Here is a 16,278-nt window from a genome sequence, read left to right as displayed (position 1 = left end):
CGATTTCCCCTCCCTATATCCCTGATCCATCAGTTAGTAACAATTCATCTGTTTTCTCAAATTCCGAAAGCACCTTTTGTCTTAAATGTTGAAAAGAGGTTGACGTTCTATCACGCGGAAAAGGCAGATTCACAGGAAGAATTTTATGGATTCGGCCAGGTCTCGCTTGTAAGAGCACAATTACATTTCCTAAATAAATCGATTCATCAATATCATGAGTAACGAGCATCATCGTTGTTTTTTTCTCCTGCCAAATGTCCAGCAGCACATCCTGCAAGTGTTTTCGTGTGAATGCATCCAGCGCACCAAATGGTTCATCAAGCAATAAGATCTCCGGATCACGAAGGAGTGCTCTCGCAATGGCAACCCGTTGCGACATTCCTCCTGAAAGCTCATGTGGATAGGCATGTTCAAATCCTTTTAATCGAACAATTTCAATCAATTCATCCACTTTGCGGCGTACATCCTGTTGTTTTAAATTGAAATTGGCCGCTATGTTTTCTTCGACTGACAGCCATGGAAACAGGCGGTGTTCCTGAAAGATAAAGCCCTGTTTCATTCCTGGTTCTGTGACCCGTCTGTCTCCTATCAAAATTTGTCCATCATACGATGTGTCGAGCCCGCCTATGATTTTTAGCAATGTACTTTTTCCGCATCCACTCGGACCTATCACTGTTACAAATTCACCTGGAATCATGCTCAATCTCAAGTCTTCAAGAACCCGAATGGTCTGTTTGTCTTTCCAAAAGGATTTATCCACAATATCAATTGAAATCGTCATTGAAACCCTCCACTCCTCTTGCCATCAGATAAATACACAGAAAGGCCCTTATCCCCAAAAAAGAGATAAGAGCCTTCGTGTTGTCCGATCAGCTAATCATATTGATTTGTTAGCACCATCCTAAATCACATTAATCCCATAAATCAACTCAATTTTATAAAATAGTTATTTTGTCCTTGTATGCTTTTCATCAATCCGATCGTAAATTGCTTCTATTCGTTCCTTGCTGCTGTAAATCTCATATTTGTTCCGCTCAATTAAGATGTCTAGTGTGATATCCATGTGTTTTCTGTATTTTTTTCGTTTTTTCTTTTTTTCCATCTTCATCATCCTTTCTCATTCAAATAAAAAAAGGCTCTTCACTCATGCTTGAGTGATAGAGCCTTCGGTTGACCGATCAGCCATTCTTGTTCGCGTTTTCAGTATGCTCATATTAATACACACTATTCCTACCTGTCAACTATATTTATTGTTTTTTCAGATTTATCTAAAAAATGATTGACCGAGCAGTGAACAAGATTTATAGTCTTATTAAATATTTCTTATCAAAACAGTTGGTTTTATCTAACAAAAGGAGGATACACACATGTCAGAAGAACGTCCATTTCGTTTAGAAACAAAAGCCATTCACGCGGGTCAGGAGCTTGATTCAGCGACCTATTCAAGAGCCGTGCCTATTTACCAAACAAGCTCCTTTGGTTTTAGAGATAGTGATCATGCAGCGAATTTATTCGGTCTTCAGGAACCGGGAAATATTTATTCACGTATTATGAACCCGACAAATGACGTATTTGAAAAGCGTATCGCAGAGCTTGAAGGTGGGATTGGTGCACTTGCTGTTTCTTCTGGGCAAGCAGCGACGACTTATTCTATTTTAAACATTGCAGGAGCCGGGGATGAAATCGTTTCCTCAAGCAGTCTTTATGGCGGCACCTACAATTTATTTGCCCATACACTCAAAAAACTCGGCATTACAGTAAAATTCGTCGACTCATCCAACCTTGAAGAACTTGAAGCAGCGATCACAGACAAAACAAAGGCAGTGTATGCAGAGAGCATTGGGAATCCAAAAGGTGACATTTTACATATTGAAGCCATCTCAGCCATTGCACACAAGCATCATATCCCACTTATTGTGGACAATACACTCGCCAGCCCTTATTTATTAAGACCTATTGAGTTCGGTGCAGACATTGTCGTCCATTCAGCGACGAAATTTATTGGCGGTCATGGTACATCAATTGGCGGCGTCATCGTTGATAGCGGCCGATTCCCTTGGGCTGACAGCGATAAGTTCAAAGGGCTGACTGAACCAGATCCAAGTTATCACGGTCTGACATATACAGAAGCGATTGGAGAAGCGGCTTATATCACAAAAGCACGAGTACAGCTCTTACGTGATTTAGGGGCAGCTCTGTCGCCATTCAACTCATTTTTACTTCTGCAAGGCTTAGAAACATTACACCTTCGTCTTGAGCGGCATAGTGAAAATGCGTTGAAAACAGCACAGTTCTTACAGGATCATCCTCTTGTCGATTGGGTAAGCTATCCGGGCCTTGAAAGTCACGAATCCTATGAACTTGCTCAAACCTATTTACCAAAAGGACAAGGGGCAATCCTCACATTCGGTATCAAAGGTGGACGCGAAGCAGGTAAAAAGCTCATTGATTCTGTGAAACTTTTCTCCCATCTCGCAAACGTGGGTGATTCTAAATCTCTCATCATTCATCCTGCCAGCACAACGCATCAACAATTAAGCGAGGCAGAACAAAAAGCGACAGGTGTCACACCAGAGCTCATTCGTTTATCCGTTGGAACAGAAGCGATTGAAGATATTCTTGCAGATCTTGAACAGGCGATTACAAAAAGTCAGTCTGAATGACATAGAAAAAAGCACACGGCTGTGTGCTTTTTTCTTGTTTATTAATGATTGAGTAAGCGAATGTCTTGGAAAGGATAAAATACAAATGAGGTAGTTCCTTGAATATCACGCTTTGTAAAAAGACCTAAGCCGTTGCGGCTGTCCATTGAATTTTGGCGATTGTCCCCCATGACAAAGTACTTTCCTTTTGGAACAGTCAGAGGGCCAAAATCAGGTGTCAGCAAAGTACCATCCGCCGCTGCTTTCTTTTTGTTTGACGCTAAGTAAGGCTCTGCCACTTTTTGACCATTGACAAATAGCTGATCATTTTTCATTTCAATTTTATCACCAGGTAAACCAATCAATCGTTTGACATAATGAGTGCTGCGATCTTCCCCATCAAGAACAATGATCTGTCCCCGTTTATAATCACCGAAATAATCAACCGTTTTATTCACAAACACCCGCTCTGTGTTATGCAGTGTTGGGTCCATAGAAGTCCCTTTCACAATGTACGGTGCGAATAAAAAGTTCCGAATGATAAAAACAGCAATAAATGCGATTAAGATGGCTTTGATCCAGCCCCATAATTCTGATTTCTTTTTTTGTGTTTTTGTATTTGTTGTCATAAGCTCCTCCTGAATTCCCCAAGGACGAAATGTGTGTCACCAGCTGCCAGCCAGCATCACGCTTGTTTCTCCCTAAATATAAACATATTTTGCCAACAAATCAAGCAAAGAGAGAGAAAAAGGCAAGCACCTTTCTGTGCTTGCCCAAAACTCAGTTAGTTAGCAGAAGAATCCGCTTCTTTTTCTTTGTTTGCTTTACCATAGAAATAATCCGATGGATTCACTGGTTTGAAATCAGATAACTTATGGAATCGAAGAAGATCCCTATAGAGCACTTTATCTGAAAGACTTAACTGATTATCAACACGGGCTTTAATCGCCTCTGTCTTTTTATTTTGTTTCACCACTTTACCCGTTTTCGTATCATAAACGGTATTATCGACAAGTGTGTATTTCGGTGTCACATAGTTTCCATTACGGAAGGCAACAGTCTCATCATGCTTTTTAGAGAATAAGTCTGTTCCAAAATTCACGAATTCATTTGAATCGATACCTTGTAAGTGAAGAAGTGTTGGCATCACGTCGACTTCACCACCATACGTATGGTTCACGCCGCCCTTCTTACCAGGAATACGAATCATGAGCGGAACACGCTGGTTTTGTGCATTTTGATAAGGAGTGATTTCTTTCCCTTGAATTTCACTCATTGCACGGTTATGGTTCTCAGAAATACCGTTATGGTCACCATACAATAAAATGACTGAGTCTTTATACATACCTGATTTTTTCAAGTCTTTGAAGAATTGCTCTAATGACTCATCTAAATATCTTGCTGTTTGGAAATAGTTATCGACTGTTTTATCGCCCGTTGTTGCCTTAGCGATTGTCGCATCTTTTTCATCTAAATTAAATGGATAGTGATTTGTCAGTGTCATTAAATGTGCATAAAATGGCTTTTTCATTGATTCTAGCATTGGGATTGATTCTTTGAAGAACGGTTTATCCTTCAGACCCATATTCACAAGGTTTTCTTCATCCATGTTGTAATAGGAAGCATCAAAGAATTGATCAATTCCCATATGTTTATAAATCGTGTCACGGTTCCAGAAAGATTTATAGTCCCCGTGAAGCACTGCACTCGTATAGCCTGCTTTTTGATCTAGGATTGCAGGTAGTGATTGGAAGGTATTTTCACCCTTTGTCACAAATGCTGCTCCCTCTGGCAAGCCAAACATACTATTATCCATCATCAGCTCAGCATCAGATGTCTTCCCTTGACCAGTCTGATGGAAGAAGTTATCGAAATACGTAAAGTCATCTTTCCCATGAGCCAGTTTGTTTAAAAATGGAGTCACTTCTTCTCCATTTAATTTGTAGTCAATTAAGAAAGACTGGAAGCTTTCTAAATGAATTTTAATAATGTTTTTACCTTTTGCTTTTCCAAAATACTCTGCATTTGGCTTCGCATAGTGAGAAGACGTATAGTTCACAACATCCGTTAAATCTTCACTGCTTGCATTTGCAACCTGCGTTGCGTTTTGTGCTGCTTGTACCCCGTCATAAATCGTATAATTGTAAACACCTAAGTATTTGACAACATACTTATGATCAAAGGTTCTCGTTAATAATTCTGGACGATCCTTTTCAGCCAAATGAAGGTTTACAAAGAACAGTCCAATACCTGCAGCTACAATCAGCAGTGCAAACGTCTTTTTCATTTGGAACTTCTTCACTTCCGGTCTCCAAATGACAATCGCAATCAAGATGATGATATCAAGGAAGTATAAAAGGTCATGCGGCTTAATGCTTGCTAACACACCGCCAGTCATGCCTCCCCCAAGATTTCCTGCCTGCTTCATTGTTGAGAAAGTCAAAAAGTCATCAAAGAAACGGTAATACGCTACATTTGCATATAAAAGTGCGGTCATAATAAAATCAATAACAATTAAAACAATGGCAGATTTACGCCCCTTCAAAAAGAGAGCAAGTCCAAAAAACACAATGGCTGAACTAAATGGATTCAATAAGAGAAGCCCCTCTTGAAAAGAACCTTTTACTCCTAAATTAAAGTCCATTTTGTAGGCTGTGTATGATTTAGCCCAGAATAATAGGACAGCCAAAACAAAAAAGCTATATTTGTTCGCAAATATTTTTTTCATAAAACCTCTTCTTTCTTATCATCGTTCTGATATAAATGAAATCATAAAAAATTTACATTCATTTTGCAAATGTAAATCTTCTTCGTCAAGCATTCCGATGCTCTGTCTCCGCCGGATACATGCGCTCCTTTAATATAACGAACGAGAGGCATCATAAGTTTCAAAAAAAATACGAGTAAATAAAAGGAAAAATATCCATTTACATTAAATTTACGCACACTTCATGTTTTAGTGGATGAAGAAGGTTTTGTAAATCACTCAGTATTACTTTACTTTTTTCATCTATTCGTGTCAAAGTAATTATAAAGAAAAGGAAGAATAACCTAGGCTTTTCGACTCACTTACCCAAATTTATACAAAATTCGATTCATGCTTCTTTTATTGTGACTCAACCTCCATTAATCCATGTACCTCCTAAAAAAACAGTTTTAAACAAAAAAAGCTTGATTTCCCCTACTGATGTGCGGTGTGATTAAGAGGTAGATTTTGATCATATCATCCTTATGTTCATAACAAAAATATCGAGCTGGAGGACATCACATGAAGATTAACAAACAAATCAACACTTTTGAAGGAAGATTTTCAGAAGATATAGTCACTATCATAGCTGTGACAGGACCTTCTGGCGTAGGGGCAGGGAAAGCAGGACAGGCACCTCTTTGGACCGCTTCTATTCCACTAATTGCCTGGAAGGAAAACGGCCATATCACAAACGAAAATGTAAGACTTTGCTGGTTAACAGATGACGAAGGATTAAGGGAAAAGCAGTCACAATTACATAAAGAATCAATCGTTACACTTCAGGTTCGAAAAGGCGAAGGTGAATTCATGCTTGTATCTTTGATCAATACAGATACAAAGGATCAAGCACTTCAAGAAATTTTAGAACAAGCCCAAAAGCCTGTGTTTTATCATGATGATACACTTGGAACCTTTGAGTTAGTGAAAGGACTAGACTTATTTGAAAAGACGATCCAATGGAGCAATGAAGAGTGCCTTCTCTACTTTAACCTCGAAGAAGATGAAAAAATAAATGACTCTCTTTCTACAGCAAAACAACTCATACAAGAACAAGCTAAATGGGATTCTTCTATTAAATCATTTGCCGCGAATCAGCTGATAGATCTAGCAAAGGATTGGCAGGAACAAGACGAATCAGTTGAAAAGCAAGAAGAACTCACACTGAATCAATTTATGAGCCGCATTTCACTTGAAAGCCTGCATGTTTACCCTGAGGGAGAGTTTGAAGTCTACTATCATGACGGTGATTTATTTTGGGGACATGTCATTATTATCACAGGAAATATAAATGGCACATTTCATGATGCACACATTGCAGGCTAACAGTTGGAGGGACATTAGATGGAGATCAAAGCTTTTCAAGAATTAAATCTAATTGGGAAAACGCCAGCCATCGCCAAAATAGGCGGGTTCCGTCCTGATCCAGCTGTACACAGCTGGTTTGCAGGCCATTTTTTCATCGATCCTCATCAGGGCTGGCCGAAAGATCAAGATGGTGCCATGATTCCGATCTTACAAATTTATTTACCAGAAGTGCCAGGAGGAATGAACGGCTTCAATGAGTGTAAGCTGATTCAAATTTTCCTCAACCAGAAAGCACTTCCGATTGATATCACCAAAAACGGCGAAGGCTGGAAGCTCATTGAATATGCATCAATCGAAGGTTTAGAAGTAGCTGAGACTCCTGAAGAAGTAAGAGGACTCAAACCCTTTCAAATCCAATGGAACGAAAGTGAACAAAGGGACTTCCCTTGCTGGGAAGAAGCATGGTCATATATCGATTTATCAGAAGTAAACGAAAGTGAAGAAGCGACGGACCACTTCTTTAATCAATACACAAATTATTCGTTCACAAAAATCGGTGGATATGGGGCGTATATTCAATCCCCACCCCATCTACAACAAGGCGAATTCATGCTGCAAATCGCCTCAGAAGAAAAACCTCGTTTCATGATTGGTGATAACGGCACGATGTATTTCTATTATGACAAAGAATCAAAAGAATGGTTTATGCACTGGGATTGTTTTTAACGTTTATTGAATGAAACCTTGCCTTCTCCTAAGCGTAATGAATAATATGAAAGGAGGAAGCAAAATGGGATTCATTTTAGACATCTTTTCACTTGCTGTGTATATCCCTTTTCTACAAGTGGATGAAGAGGATATCTCAAGGAACGCAGCACATCTCAAAAAATATAGCTGGTTTAAAGCACTATTACATGATCAAACTTGCAGGGAGCTCATCATTTATGATCCCGGTGTCCGGCGTCTCATAGGCAGGTTTAAAACGGAGAAACTCCATAAGAAGCGATACAACTTAAGATGCGAACGTAAATTACTACAAGCATTACAACGCGCAATGTAAACTGAAACAACAAGAGCCGCACTTTCCTGTGGCTCTTTTTTTATCAATTGAATCGTTCCTTTTGAAGAAAACATTTGACGCCTGGACAACTCTCCCCGTATATTATGTATAAATCCATCTTTTTCAAAGAAAAGGGGGGCCTCACATGCGCTTGTTTAAGAACTGGAGAAAAAAGCAGCCTGCACAGCAAGTCACTTCAGAAAAGCAAGAAGACAGCATCCCAATCAACTTCTCCACACTTCCCTTTGGCACAGACACCGTCGATGATTTTTTGTTCAACCTAGACCTGACCTCCAAGCTCACAGATCCCTATAAAGAAACAGATACGAACAAGCTTACCTAGATCTTCGCAAATCCTCATCCAATACTGGATGATTTTTTTATACTCAATGAAAGGTGTATCCAATGAAAACATATTATATCGTCAGACACTGCCAAGCAGATGGACAATCTAAAGATGCAGCTTTAACACCACAAGGCATCACTCAATCTCACGAACTGTCACAGTTTTTTTCCAGCATTCATCTTAATCAGATTATCTCAAGTCCTTATAAACGAGCGATCCAAACTACTGAGCCCCTTGCTCATGCAAAACAGCTCGAGATAAAAATCGATCAACGCCTCTCTGAACGTGTGTTAAGCAGTAAGCCAATAGACAATTGGTATGAGAAGCTAAAGCTTAGTTTTACAGACTTACATATGACCTGTGAAGGCGGAGAATCGAGCCAAGAAGCCATGAATCGTATTGTAGAAGCGCTCCACGAACAAATAAAATTAGAAAAAGATCATACCCTATTCATCACACATGGCAATATCATGAGCCTGCTTCTTAAACACGCCGATCCAACGATTGGATTCGAGGAGTGGGAAAAATTAAGCAATCCAGATGTCTATATCCTGAAATATTTCAAACCAGATCATGTAGAAATAGAACGAATATGGCATAAATAAACGGCAGAATGAATTCTGCCGTTTCCTCATCTATTGTTGATAATAAAAAGCCTCTACCCACTCATACGGCTTCTTACGCTCCGCACACCATTTCATGAAGCCTCTTGTCTCCGTTTGCTGAAATTTCTTCCAGTCCGATAAAAGCTGATCATAATAGGCTGCTTGTTTTTCAACATTAGTACGAATCCTCTTATCTTCAATCAGCATCATGACATCTTCAATACCCTGAATTCGCTCTTGGTCTTTCTCATAGGTGCTTAAATAAAGATCTTCATGTATATGATGAAACGAATACCACAAGGCCGATAAATAGATTTCACAAATTTGAACAATCACACGCTGCTCCTTGCTGCCCCCAAGCTCTAGTGCCTTCAATAAATAGGGCAGCCCTTCTCCCTGATGTACAAACAAGCCCTGCCAGCGATATGGTCTCACATCCATTGGGTCAACCTTCTCCCACTCTTGCAGAACAGGCTGAATCACCCCAATTATCAATGGATACACAAGCAAATGATGACCATCCTCAAACCGTTCAATCTTCTCAAACAGCCAAGCAACAAATAAACGCTGTACTTCAAAATCGTTCTCTTTCATCTCTTCAATAAAGGCCTGAAGAACTTTTAGCGCATCTTTACGCAGGCCCTGTTCTTTTTTCACACAGTACTGTCTAAAAAGAGGATAATCATGTGATCCCTCGTCTTCAATGATGGTCTGTAATATCGTCTTCGTTTGCAATAACAACGCCGCCTCTTTACATTCATTCTTTTGACTTCTTATTTAAAGGGAAGTAGTTTTACATCCAATCTTTTCTATGTTCATGAATAAATTGAATGTCTTTTTGATAATGCTCAAGGTGCCCCTCATGAATCATGTTTTGAAAAGCGATATCACCCTCACTCGCTTTTCGTTTCATATATTGACATAACCCTTTTAAACGCAGCAGCACCATATCCAAATAATCTTCTGCTATTTCCTCACCATAAGATTCAAAAAACAGTTTCACTCTATGCTTTATCTGGTCTGCATGTTCTAATGAAGAATATTTCACGATCTCCCCTGTTTCAGTGCGAAAAAACCTACTGATAGGTACACATGTATACAGAGTATATGCGATATCCCAAAGCCTTGGACCAGGAGCAGCTACATCAAAATCAATGATTCCTACTGGTTTTTTATCCTTGAAAATAATGTTATACATAGCAAAATCATTGTGGCAAACAACCTCTATGTTGTTAGGCGTATTGTCCATTCGTTCCCAATCGTCTGAAATGGGAAAATCACAAACAGCATCATGATACAGTCTAAGCATTCTCGCTATTTCTTTTAAAGCTTGGTGAGAGCACATGTATTCTTTTAAGGGATCATGGCCAGCTACGCCTTCAATGAAAGACAAGATCTCTCTACCTTTTTCATCAACCCCTAAAAACTTTGGAGCAAAGGAGAAATTCTTTTTTTCTAAATGCTTTAGCAGCTTTCGTATATTGATATTGTCTGACTTTACTTCTCGACGAACCGTATCTCCCGAACGATATACGCTCGAGACATTGCCACCTGTCAATAACTCTTCATGGTCATTTTGTTTTTTCATAAATTCTCCCCTAAAATTGGATCACAATGATGATATCAGCTAAAGATGTGTATTTACCCAAATATTTTTAGTTACACAAAGGTAGTACACTGTTTTGTGTGAATGTGCTACCCCAGTTTGTTTTCTTACATGGTTAAATGTATCTTATCAAATGTTGCAAATCATCTAAAGATTATTCTGCTAAAAGAAGTACATGCTCATTATTTTCTAATAGTTTTCTATTTTTAATAACTCATTTAAACCACAAAAAAACGTTTACCACAAGGGTGAAACGTTAGGTTCACGGTAAAAACCAATCATGAAACTTTTAATAGATACCGATGGCAAGGGTTGAACCGGCACCCGTGATAAATTATTCCTAAAAGGCAAGGTATACCCTCTTAAAGTAAAGTACTCGTTTATAAAATAAGAATCAAAGTTCTTCTTGATATATTTCTGATTTTATCGGCTTTAAACTCAAAGGTATTTTAAACTCATGAATACTTTCAATATGATTAAAAAAATGATCGATATCGTCATAATCCATTGACCATTCTTCTACCACCTTTAAATTTTTTAACTCGCTTGTTGGTTTAAATAAAAATTCACAGTGTAGTTGTTCCATATGAGAATAATCATCTTCTTCATAAACTGTAAACTGACGTACAAGGTCAAAATGAAATAGTTCCTCTCCTGTAAAGTCATAGACACCACACTGAAATAAAATTTCTTTATCTTCTTCGCCCTCAACTGCCTCCTTTGAAAAAGCCTTAAATGTTTCCCAAACCTTTTTTATATCATCGATATCTTCACGAATGCTATCTTTAAGATAACTTTCAGCATTTTTAACCGTAATCATGACAACACCTCTCCTATGTACAATTTATCTCATCCTTCTTCAATTATCCTGCCCTTTTAGTTTAATAATAAGGTAACCATCAATAAAGTAAAAGATAATCTCCTTCATATGTTCCTCGTAAGGCTTTAATTCAGAAATATTTATTCCTTGTACTGTTAGAACATTAAGAAACCCCTTAAATTTATTCATGTAATACTGAATAGAATGTAGTCTCAAATATTTTAACGTCGTGCCATTTAGCTAATTCCCCTTTCACCAGTAAACAGAACACGATTGGAAGCAATTTTGTCGTGTGAAAAATCAGCTAAAAAACAAATAAAAAACGCCCTCCTACAATTTGTAGAAAGACGTTTTAAACGTTGATATTCCTTAATTCTTCTGTAATGAATGATAATAAAGAATATCTAAAACTAGATACCGGTGGCCGGGGTCGAACCGGCACTCCGTGAGGAACACGATTTTGAGTCGTGCGCGTCTGCCAATTCCGCCACACCGGCATGATCATTAAAGAGCGCATCTTATATTAAAAACAATGGTGCCGAGGGCCGGACTTGAACCGGCACGGTAGTCACCTACCGCAGGATTTTAAGTCCTGTGTGTCTGCCAATTCCACCACCCCGGCAGTCTTTTCAAAAAAGGCGACACCCGGATTTGAACCGGGGATAAAGGTTTTGCAGACCTCTGCCTTACCACTTGGCTATGCCGCCATTATTGGAGCGGAAGACGGGATTCGAACCCGCGACCCCCACCTTGGCAAGGTGGTGTTCTACCACTGAACTACTTCCGCACATCAACTGGGCTAGCTGGATTCGAACCAACGCATGACGGAGTCAAAGTCCGTTGCCTTACCGCTTGGCTATAGCCCAATAATAAAATGGGGCGATTGATGGGAATCGAACCCACGAGTGCCAGAGCCACAATCTGGTGCGTTAACCACTTCGCCACAACCGCCATAGATGTAATGAATTATAAAGTATAATTGGCAGGGGCAGTAGGAATCGAACCCACACCGGAGGTTTTGGAGACCTCTGTTCTACCTTTAAACTATGCCCCTATGAAAATAAAAAATGGTGGAGGGGGGCGGATTCGAACCGCCGAACCCGGAGGGAGCGGATTTACAGTCCGCCGCGTTTAGCCACTTCGCTACCCCTCCACATTTGAAAAACAGTGCCGGCAAGAGGACTTGAACCCCCAACCTACTGATTACAAGTCAGTTGCTCTACCAATTGAGCTACACCGGCAAATAGTGGTGGCTCGGGACGGAATCGAACCGCCGACACACGGATTTTCAGTCCGTTGCTCTACCAACTGAGCTACCGAGCCAAGTATTCTTTTGAAAAATGGCGGTCCGGACGGGACTCGAACCCGCGACCTCCTGCGTGACAGGCAGGCATTCTAACCAACTGAACTACCGGACCATTTTGGTTGCGGGGGCAGGATTTGAACCTGCGACCTTCGGGTTATGAGCCCGACGAGCTACCGAACTGCTCCACCCCGCGACGATATAAAAGATATGGTGGAGGATGACGGGCTCGAACCGCCGACCCTCTGCTTGTAAGGCAGATGCTCTCCCAGCTGAGCTAATCCTCCGAATAAAAAATGCTGGTATATATTCTATAAAAATGGTGACCCGTACGGGATTCGAACCCGTGTTACCGCCGTGAAAGGGCGGTGTCTTAACCGCTTGACCAACGGGCCCTTTATTATGTAAATTGTGGCGGAGAGCAAGGGATTCGAACCCTTGAGACGGGGTTACCGCCTACACGATTTCCAATCGTGCTCCTTCGGCCACTCGGACAGCTCTCCAAATTGGCTCCGCAGGTAGGATTCGAACCTACGACCGATCGGTTAACAGCCGATAGCTCTACCACTGAGCTACTGCGGAATGAAGAAAGCCTGGCGATGTCCTACTCTCACAGGGGGAAACCCCCAACTACCATCGGCGCTGAAGAGCTTAACTTCCGTGTTCGGTATGGGAACGGGTGTGACCTCTTCGCCATCATCACCAGACAATTTAGTGACAAAAGATATTATACTATGTATTGAAAATAAATCAAGAGATATTTTAAAAATGTTCTCTCAAAACTAGATAACAATGTTCATGTTTCACATTAGAATATAGGTTAAGTCCTCGATCTATTAGTATCTGTCAGCTCCACGTGTCACCACGCTTCCACCTCAGACCTATCAACCTGATCATCTTTCAGGGATCTTACTTCCTTGCGGAATGGGAAATCTCATCTTGAGGGGGGCTTCATGCTTAGATGCTTTCAGCACTTATCCCGTCCGCACATAGCTACCCAGCGATGCCCTTGGCAGAACAACTGGTACACCAGCGGTGCGTCCATCCCGGTCCTCTCGTACTAAGGACAGCTCCTCTCAAATTTCCTGCGCCCGCGACGGATAGGGACCGAACTGTCTCACGACGTTCTGAACCCAGCTCGCGTACCGCTTTAATGGGCGAACAGCCCAACCCTTGGGACCGACTACAGCCCCAGGATGCGATGAGCCGACATCGAGGTGCCAAACCTCCCCGTCGATGTGGACTCTTGGGGGAGATAAGCCTGTTATCCCCGGGGTAGCTTTTATCCGTTGAGCGATGGCCCTTCCATGCGGAACCACCGGATCACTAAGCCCGACTTTCGTCCCTGCTCGACTTGTAGGTCTCGCAGTCAAGCTCCCTTGTGCCTTTACACTCTGCGAATGATTTCCAACCATTCTGAGGGAACCTTTGGGCGCCTCCGTTACATTTTAGGAGGCGACCGCCCCAGTCAAACTGCCCACCTGACACTGTCTCCCTGCCCGATAAGGGCAGCGGGTTAGAAGGTCAATACAGCCAGGGTAGTATCCCACCGATGCCTCCACCGAAGCTAGCGCTCCGGTTTCCAAGGCTCCTACCTATCCTGTACAAGCTGTACCAACATTCAATATCAGGCTGCAGTAAAGCTCCACGGGGTCTTTCCGTCCTGTCGCGGGTAACCTGCATCTTCACAGGTACTATAATTTCACCGAGTCTCTCGTTGAGACAGTGCCCAGATCGTTGCGCCTTTCGTGCGGGTCGGAACTTACCCGACAAGGAATTTCGCTACCTTAGGACCGTTATAGTTACGGCCGCCGTTTACTGGGGCTTCAATTCGCACCTTCGCTTACGCTAAGCGCTCCTCTTAACCTTCCAGCACCGGGCAGGCGTCAGCCCCTATACTTCGCCTTACGGCTTCGCAGAGACCTGTGTTTTTGCTAAACAGTCGCCTGGGCCTATTCACTGCGGCTTCTCGGGGCTTTAACACCCTAAGAAGCACCCCTTCTCCCGAAGTTACGGGGTCATTTTGCCGAGTTCCTTAACGAGAGTTCTCTCGATCACCTTAGGATTCTCTCCTCGCCTACCTGTGTCGGTTTGCGGTACGGGCACCTCTCACCTCGCTAGAGGCTTTTCTTGGCAGTGTGGAATCAGGAACTTCGCTACTAAATTTCGCTCGCCATCACAGCTCAGCCTTTACGGGAAACGGATTTGCCTATTTCCCAGCCTAACTGCTTGGACGCGGATATCCAATACCGCGCTTACCCTATCCTCCTGCGTCCCCCCATTGCTCAAATGGTGAGGAGGTGGTACAGGAATATCAACCTGTTGTCCATCGCCTACGCCTTTCGGCCTCGGCTTAGGTCCCGACTAACCCTGAGCGGACGAGCCTTCCTCAGGAAACCTTAGGCATTCGGTGGACGGGATTCTCACCCGTCTTTCGCTACTCATACCGGCATTCTCACTTCTAAGCGCTCCACCAGTCCTTCCGGTCTGGCTTCACAGCCCTTAGAACGCTCTCCTACCACTGTTCGTAAGAACAGTCCGCAGCTTCGGTGATACGTTTAGCCCCGGTACATTTTCGGCGCAGAGTCACTCGACCAGTGAGCTATTACGCACTCTTTAAATGGTGGCTGCTTCTAAGCCAACATCCTGGTTGTCTAAGCAACTCCACATCCTTTTCCACTTAACGTATACTTTGGGACCTTAGCTGGCGGTCTGGGCTGTTTCCCTTTCGACTACGGATCTTATCACTCGCAGTCTGACTCCCAAGGATAAGTCATCGGCATTCGGAGTTTGACTGAATTCGGTAACCCGGTAGGGGCCCCTAGTCCAATCAGTGCTCTACCTCCGAGACTCTTACCTTGAGGCTAGCCCTAAAGCTATTTCGGAGAGAACCAGCTATCTCCAGGTTCGATTGGCATTTCACCCCTACCCACACCTCATCCCCGCACTTTTCAACGTGCGTGGGTTCGGGCCTCCATTCAGTGTTACCTGAACTTCACCCTGGACATGGGTAGATCACCTGGTTTCGGGTCTACGACCACGTACTCATGCGCCCTATTCAGACTCGCTTTCGCTGCGGCTCCGCATCTTCTGCTTAACCTTGCACGGGATCGTAACTCGCCGGTTCATTCTACAAAAGGCACGCCATCACCCGTTAACGGGCTCTGACTACTTGTAGGCACACGGTTTCAGGATCTATTTCACTCCCCTTCCGGGGTGCTTTTCACCTTTCCCTCACGGTACTGGTTCACTATCGGTCACTAGGGAGTATTTAGCCTTGGGAGATGGTCCTCCCGGATTCCGACGGAATTTCACGTGTTCCGCCGTACTCAGGATCCACTCTGGAGAGAACAACATTTCAGTTACAGGGCTGTTACCTTCTTTGGCGGGCCTTTCCAGACCTCTTCGCTTATATCGTTCCTTTGTAACTCCGTATAGAGTGTCCTACAACCCCAAGAGGCAAGCCTCTTGGTTTGGGCTGTTCCCGTTTCGCTCGCCGCTACTCAGGGAATCGCATTTGCTTTCTCTTCCTCCGGGTACTTAGATGTTTCAGTTCCCCGGGTATGCCTTCTCATACTCTATGTATTCAAGTATGGATACTACTCCATTACGAGCAGTGGGTTTCCCCATTCGGAAATCTCCGGATCAAAGCTTGCTTACAGCTCCCCGAAGCATATCGGTGTTCGTCCCGTCCTTCATCGGCTCCTAGTGCCAAGGCATCCACCGTGCGCCCTTTCTAACTTAACCATTTCTTACTTTAGAAAGAATCACTATGTGTGATGAACTTTGCATTGCATTCAATGTGAATGTATTACTTATTGTTATCTAGTTTTCAAAGAACA

The 16,278-nt window shown here is 42.4% G+C and carries 13 protein-coding genes, 16 tRNA genes and 2 rRNA genes; 6 read left to right on the top strand and 25 right to left on the bottom strand.

Features of this window, described 5'->3' with window-relative positions:
* Window positions 1-13: 13 nt before the first annotated feature.
* Both ACN6NB_RS04300 and ACN6NB_RS04295 read right to left on the bottom strand, forming a co-directional pair.
* A complete protein-coding gene (locus ACN6NB_RS04300; RefSeq protein ID WP_474253247.1) occupies window positions 14-781 on the bottom strand; it encodes an ABC transporter ATP-binding protein in 768 nt (255 codons plus the stop codon).
* 165 nt (window positions 782-946) lie between these two features.
* Entirely contained in the window at window positions 947-1,102 is a 156-nt protein-coding gene (locus ACN6NB_RS04295; protein WP_039177358.1) for an FbpB family small basic protein, read from the bottom strand.
* A gap of 265 nt (window positions 1,103-1,367) precedes the next feature.
* On the opposite strand from ACN6NB_RS04295, the gene ACN6NB_RS04290 reads away from it, so the two are divergent.
* Complete coding sequence (locus ACN6NB_RS04290; RefSeq protein WP_039177356.1) at window positions 1,368-2,663, top strand: homocysteine synthase; 1,296 nt, start codon at window positions 1,368-1,370, stop codon at window positions 2,661-2,663.
* Window positions 2,664-2,704: 41 nt separating this feature from the next.
* Here ACN6NB_RS04290 and lepB read toward each other — a convergent pair whose 3' ends face one another.
* Together lepB and ltaS are read right to left on the bottom strand one after the other, a co-directional pair.
* Entirely contained in the window at window positions 2,705-3,271 is a 567-nt protein-coding gene (gene lepB, locus ACN6NB_RS04285; protein WP_474253246.1) for a signal peptidase I, read from the bottom strand.
* Between the two features lie 155 nt (window positions 3,272-3,426).
* Window positions 3,427-5,370, bottom strand: a complete 1,944-nt coding sequence (gene ltaS / locus ACN6NB_RS04280) for a lipoteichoic acid synthase (protein WP_024427404.1) — start codon at window positions 5,368-5,370, stop codon at window positions 3,427-3,429.
* 540 nt (window positions 5,371-5,910) lie between these two features.
* Between ltaS and ACN6NB_RS04275 the strand changes: the two genes are divergently transcribed.
* The 5 genes from ACN6NB_RS04275 to ACN6NB_RS04255 all read left to right on the top strand — a co-directional run bounded on the left by ACN6NB_RS04275 (window position 5,911) and on the right by ACN6NB_RS04255 (window position 8,707).
* Window positions 5,911-6,714, top strand: coding sequence for a DUF2262 domain-containing protein (locus ACN6NB_RS04275; RefSeq protein ID WP_144491026.1), 804 nt, complete (start codon window positions 5,911-5,913; stop codon window positions 6,712-6,714).
* Between the two features lie 18 nt (window positions 6,715-6,732).
* A complete protein-coding gene (locus ACN6NB_RS04270) occupies window positions 6,733-7,422 on the top strand; it encodes a DUF1963 domain-containing protein (RefSeq protein WP_474253245.1) in 690 nt (229 codons plus the stop codon).
* A 64-nt stretch (window positions 7,423-7,486) separates the two neighbouring features.
* Window positions 7,487-7,756, top strand: coding sequence for a hypothetical protein (locus ACN6NB_RS04265; RefSeq protein WP_144490848.1), 270 nt, complete (start codon window positions 7,487-7,489; stop codon window positions 7,754-7,756).
* A gap of 145 nt (window positions 7,757-7,901) precedes the next feature.
* On the top strand, window positions 7,902-8,099 hold the full coding sequence (locus ACN6NB_RS04260) for a hypothetical protein (RefSeq protein WP_087975674.1): 198 nt from the start codon (window positions 7,902-7,904) through the stop codon (window positions 8,097-8,099).
* Window positions 8,100-8,161: 62 nt separating this feature from the next.
* Entirely contained in the window at window positions 8,162-8,707 is a 546-nt protein-coding gene (locus ACN6NB_RS04255) for a histidine phosphatase family protein (protein WP_106025354.1), read from the top strand.
* 30 nt (window positions 8,708-8,737) lie between these two features.
* On the opposite strand, the gene ACN6NB_RS04250 is transcribed toward ACN6NB_RS04255, so the two are convergent.
* The 21 genes from ACN6NB_RS04250 to ACN6NB_RS04150 all read right to left on the bottom strand — a co-directional run bounded on the left by ACN6NB_RS04250 (window position 8,738) and on the right by ACN6NB_RS04150 (window position 16,183).
* Entirely contained in the window at window positions 8,738-9,442 is a 705-nt protein-coding gene (locus ACN6NB_RS04250; RefSeq protein WP_144516525.1) for a hypothetical protein, read from the bottom strand.
* A gap of 58 nt (window positions 9,443-9,500) precedes the next feature.
* Complete coding sequence (locus tag ACN6NB_RS04245; RefSeq protein WP_144516521.1) at window positions 9,501-10,295, bottom strand: phosphotransferase; 795 nt, start codon at window positions 10,293-10,295, stop codon at window positions 9,501-9,503.
* Between the two features lie 412 nt (window positions 10,296-10,707).
* On the bottom strand, window positions 10,708-11,133 hold the full coding sequence (locus ACN6NB_RS04240) for a hypothetical protein (RefSeq protein WP_474253244.1): 426 nt from the start codon (window positions 11,131-11,133) through the stop codon (window positions 10,708-10,710).
* 415 nt (window positions 11,134-11,548) lie between these two features.
* Window positions 11,549-11,630 (bottom strand) — tRNA-Leu (locus ACN6NB_RS04235).
* Between the two features lie 36 nt (window positions 11,631-11,666).
* Window positions 11,667-11,755, bottom strand: a tRNA-Leu gene (locus tag ACN6NB_RS04230).
* 14 nt (window positions 11,756-11,769) lie between these two features.
* A tRNA-Cys gene (locus ACN6NB_RS04225) sits at window positions 11,770-11,840 on the bottom strand.
* 5 nt (window positions 11,841-11,845) lie between these two features.
* Window positions 11,846-11,920: transfer RNA gene (locus ACN6NB_RS04220), tRNA-Gly, on the bottom strand.
* A gap of 7 nt (window positions 11,921-11,927) precedes the next feature.
* Window positions 11,928-11,999: transfer RNA gene (locus ACN6NB_RS04215), tRNA-Gln, on the bottom strand.
* A gap of 9 nt (window positions 12,000-12,008) precedes the next feature.
* Window positions 12,009-12,084: transfer RNA gene (locus tag ACN6NB_RS04210), tRNA-His, on the bottom strand.
* Between the two features lie 29 nt (window positions 12,085-12,113).
* Window positions 12,114-12,187, bottom strand: a tRNA-Trp gene (locus ACN6NB_RS04205).
* Window positions 12,188-12,201: 14 nt separating this feature from the next.
* Window positions 12,202-12,286 (bottom strand) — tRNA-Tyr (locus ACN6NB_RS04200).
* Between the two features lie 15 nt (window positions 12,287-12,301).
* Window positions 12,302-12,374: transfer RNA gene (locus ACN6NB_RS04195), tRNA-Thr, on the bottom strand.
* 6 nt (window positions 12,375-12,380) lie between these two features.
* Window positions 12,381-12,456, bottom strand: a tRNA-Phe gene (locus tag ACN6NB_RS04190).
* A gap of 18 nt (window positions 12,457-12,474) precedes the next feature.
* Window positions 12,475-12,551, bottom strand: a tRNA-Asp gene (locus tag ACN6NB_RS04185).
* A 4-nt stretch (window positions 12,552-12,555) separates the two neighbouring features.
* A tRNA-Met gene (locus ACN6NB_RS04180) sits at window positions 12,556-12,632 on the bottom strand.
* Window positions 12,633-12,647: 15 nt separating this feature from the next.
* A tRNA-Val gene (locus tag ACN6NB_RS04175) sits at window positions 12,648-12,723 on the bottom strand.
* Window positions 12,724-12,756: 33 nt separating this feature from the next.
* Window positions 12,757-12,831: transfer RNA gene (locus ACN6NB_RS04170), tRNA-Glu, on the bottom strand.
* A 17-nt stretch (window positions 12,832-12,848) separates the two neighbouring features.
* Window positions 12,849-12,939 (bottom strand) — tRNA-Ser (locus tag ACN6NB_RS04165).
* A 4-nt stretch (window positions 12,940-12,943) separates the two neighbouring features.
* A tRNA-Asn gene (locus tag ACN6NB_RS04160) sits at window positions 12,944-13,018 on the bottom strand.
* A gap of 9 nt (window positions 13,019-13,027) precedes the next feature.
* Window positions 13,028-13,143 (bottom strand): 5S ribosomal RNA (rrf, locus tag ACN6NB_RS04155).
* Between the two features lie 109 nt (window positions 13,144-13,252).
* Window positions 13,253-16,183, bottom strand: a 23S ribosomal RNA gene (locus tag ACN6NB_RS04150).
* Between the last annotated feature and the right edge of the window lie 95 nt (window positions 16,184-16,278).

It is taken from the genome of Bacillus sp. 11B20 (assembly GCF_056098985.1).
This window is presented reverse-complemented; position numbering and strand designations above follow the sequence as displayed.

Excerpts from the sequence above, each read along its gene's own strand:
- ACN6NB_RS04300 (WP_474253247.1), bottom strand. The coding sequence starts at position 781 with ATGACGATTTCAATTGATATTGTGGATAAATCCTTTTGGAAAGACAAA.
- ACN6NB_RS04295 (WP_039177358.1), bottom strand. The coding sequence starts at position 1,102 with ATGGAAAAAAAGAAAAAACGAAAAAAATACAGAAAACACATGGATATC.
- ACN6NB_RS04290 (WP_039177356.1), top strand. The coding sequence starts at position 1,368 with ATGTCAGAAGAACGTCCATTTCGTTTAGAAACAAAAGCCATTCACGCG.
- lepB (WP_474253246.1), bottom strand. The coding sequence starts at position 3,271 with ATGACAACAAATACAAAAACACAAAAAAAGAAATCAGAATTATGGGGC.
- ltaS (WP_024427404.1), bottom strand. The coding sequence starts at position 5,370 with ATGAAAAAAATATTTGCGAACAAATATAGCTTTTTTGTTTTGGCTGTC.
- ACN6NB_RS04275 (WP_144491026.1), top strand. The coding sequence starts at position 5,911 with ATGAAGATTAACAAACAAATCAACACTTTTGAAGGAAGATTTTCAGAA.
- ACN6NB_RS04270 (WP_474253245.1), top strand. The coding sequence starts at position 6,733 with ATGGAGATCAAAGCTTTTCAAGAATTAAATCTAATTGGGAAAACGCCA.
- ACN6NB_RS04265 (WP_144490848.1), top strand. The coding sequence starts at position 7,487 with ATGGGATTCATTTTAGACATCTTTTCACTTGCTGTGTATATCCCTTTT.
- ACN6NB_RS04260 (WP_087975674.1), top strand. The coding sequence starts at position 7,902 with ATGCGCTTGTTTAAGAACTGGAGAAAAAAGCAGCCTGCACAGCAAGTC.
- ACN6NB_RS04255 (WP_106025354.1), top strand. The coding sequence starts at position 8,162 with ATGAAAACATATTATATCGTCAGACACTGCCAAGCAGATGGACAATCT.
- ACN6NB_RS04245 (WP_144516521.1), bottom strand. The coding sequence starts at position 10,295 with ATGAAAAAACAAAATGACCATGAAGAGTTATTGACAGGTGGCAATGTC.
- ACN6NB_RS04240 (WP_474253244.1), bottom strand. The coding sequence starts at position 11,133 with ATGATTACGGTTAAAAATGCTGAAAGTTATCTTAAAGATAGCATTCGT.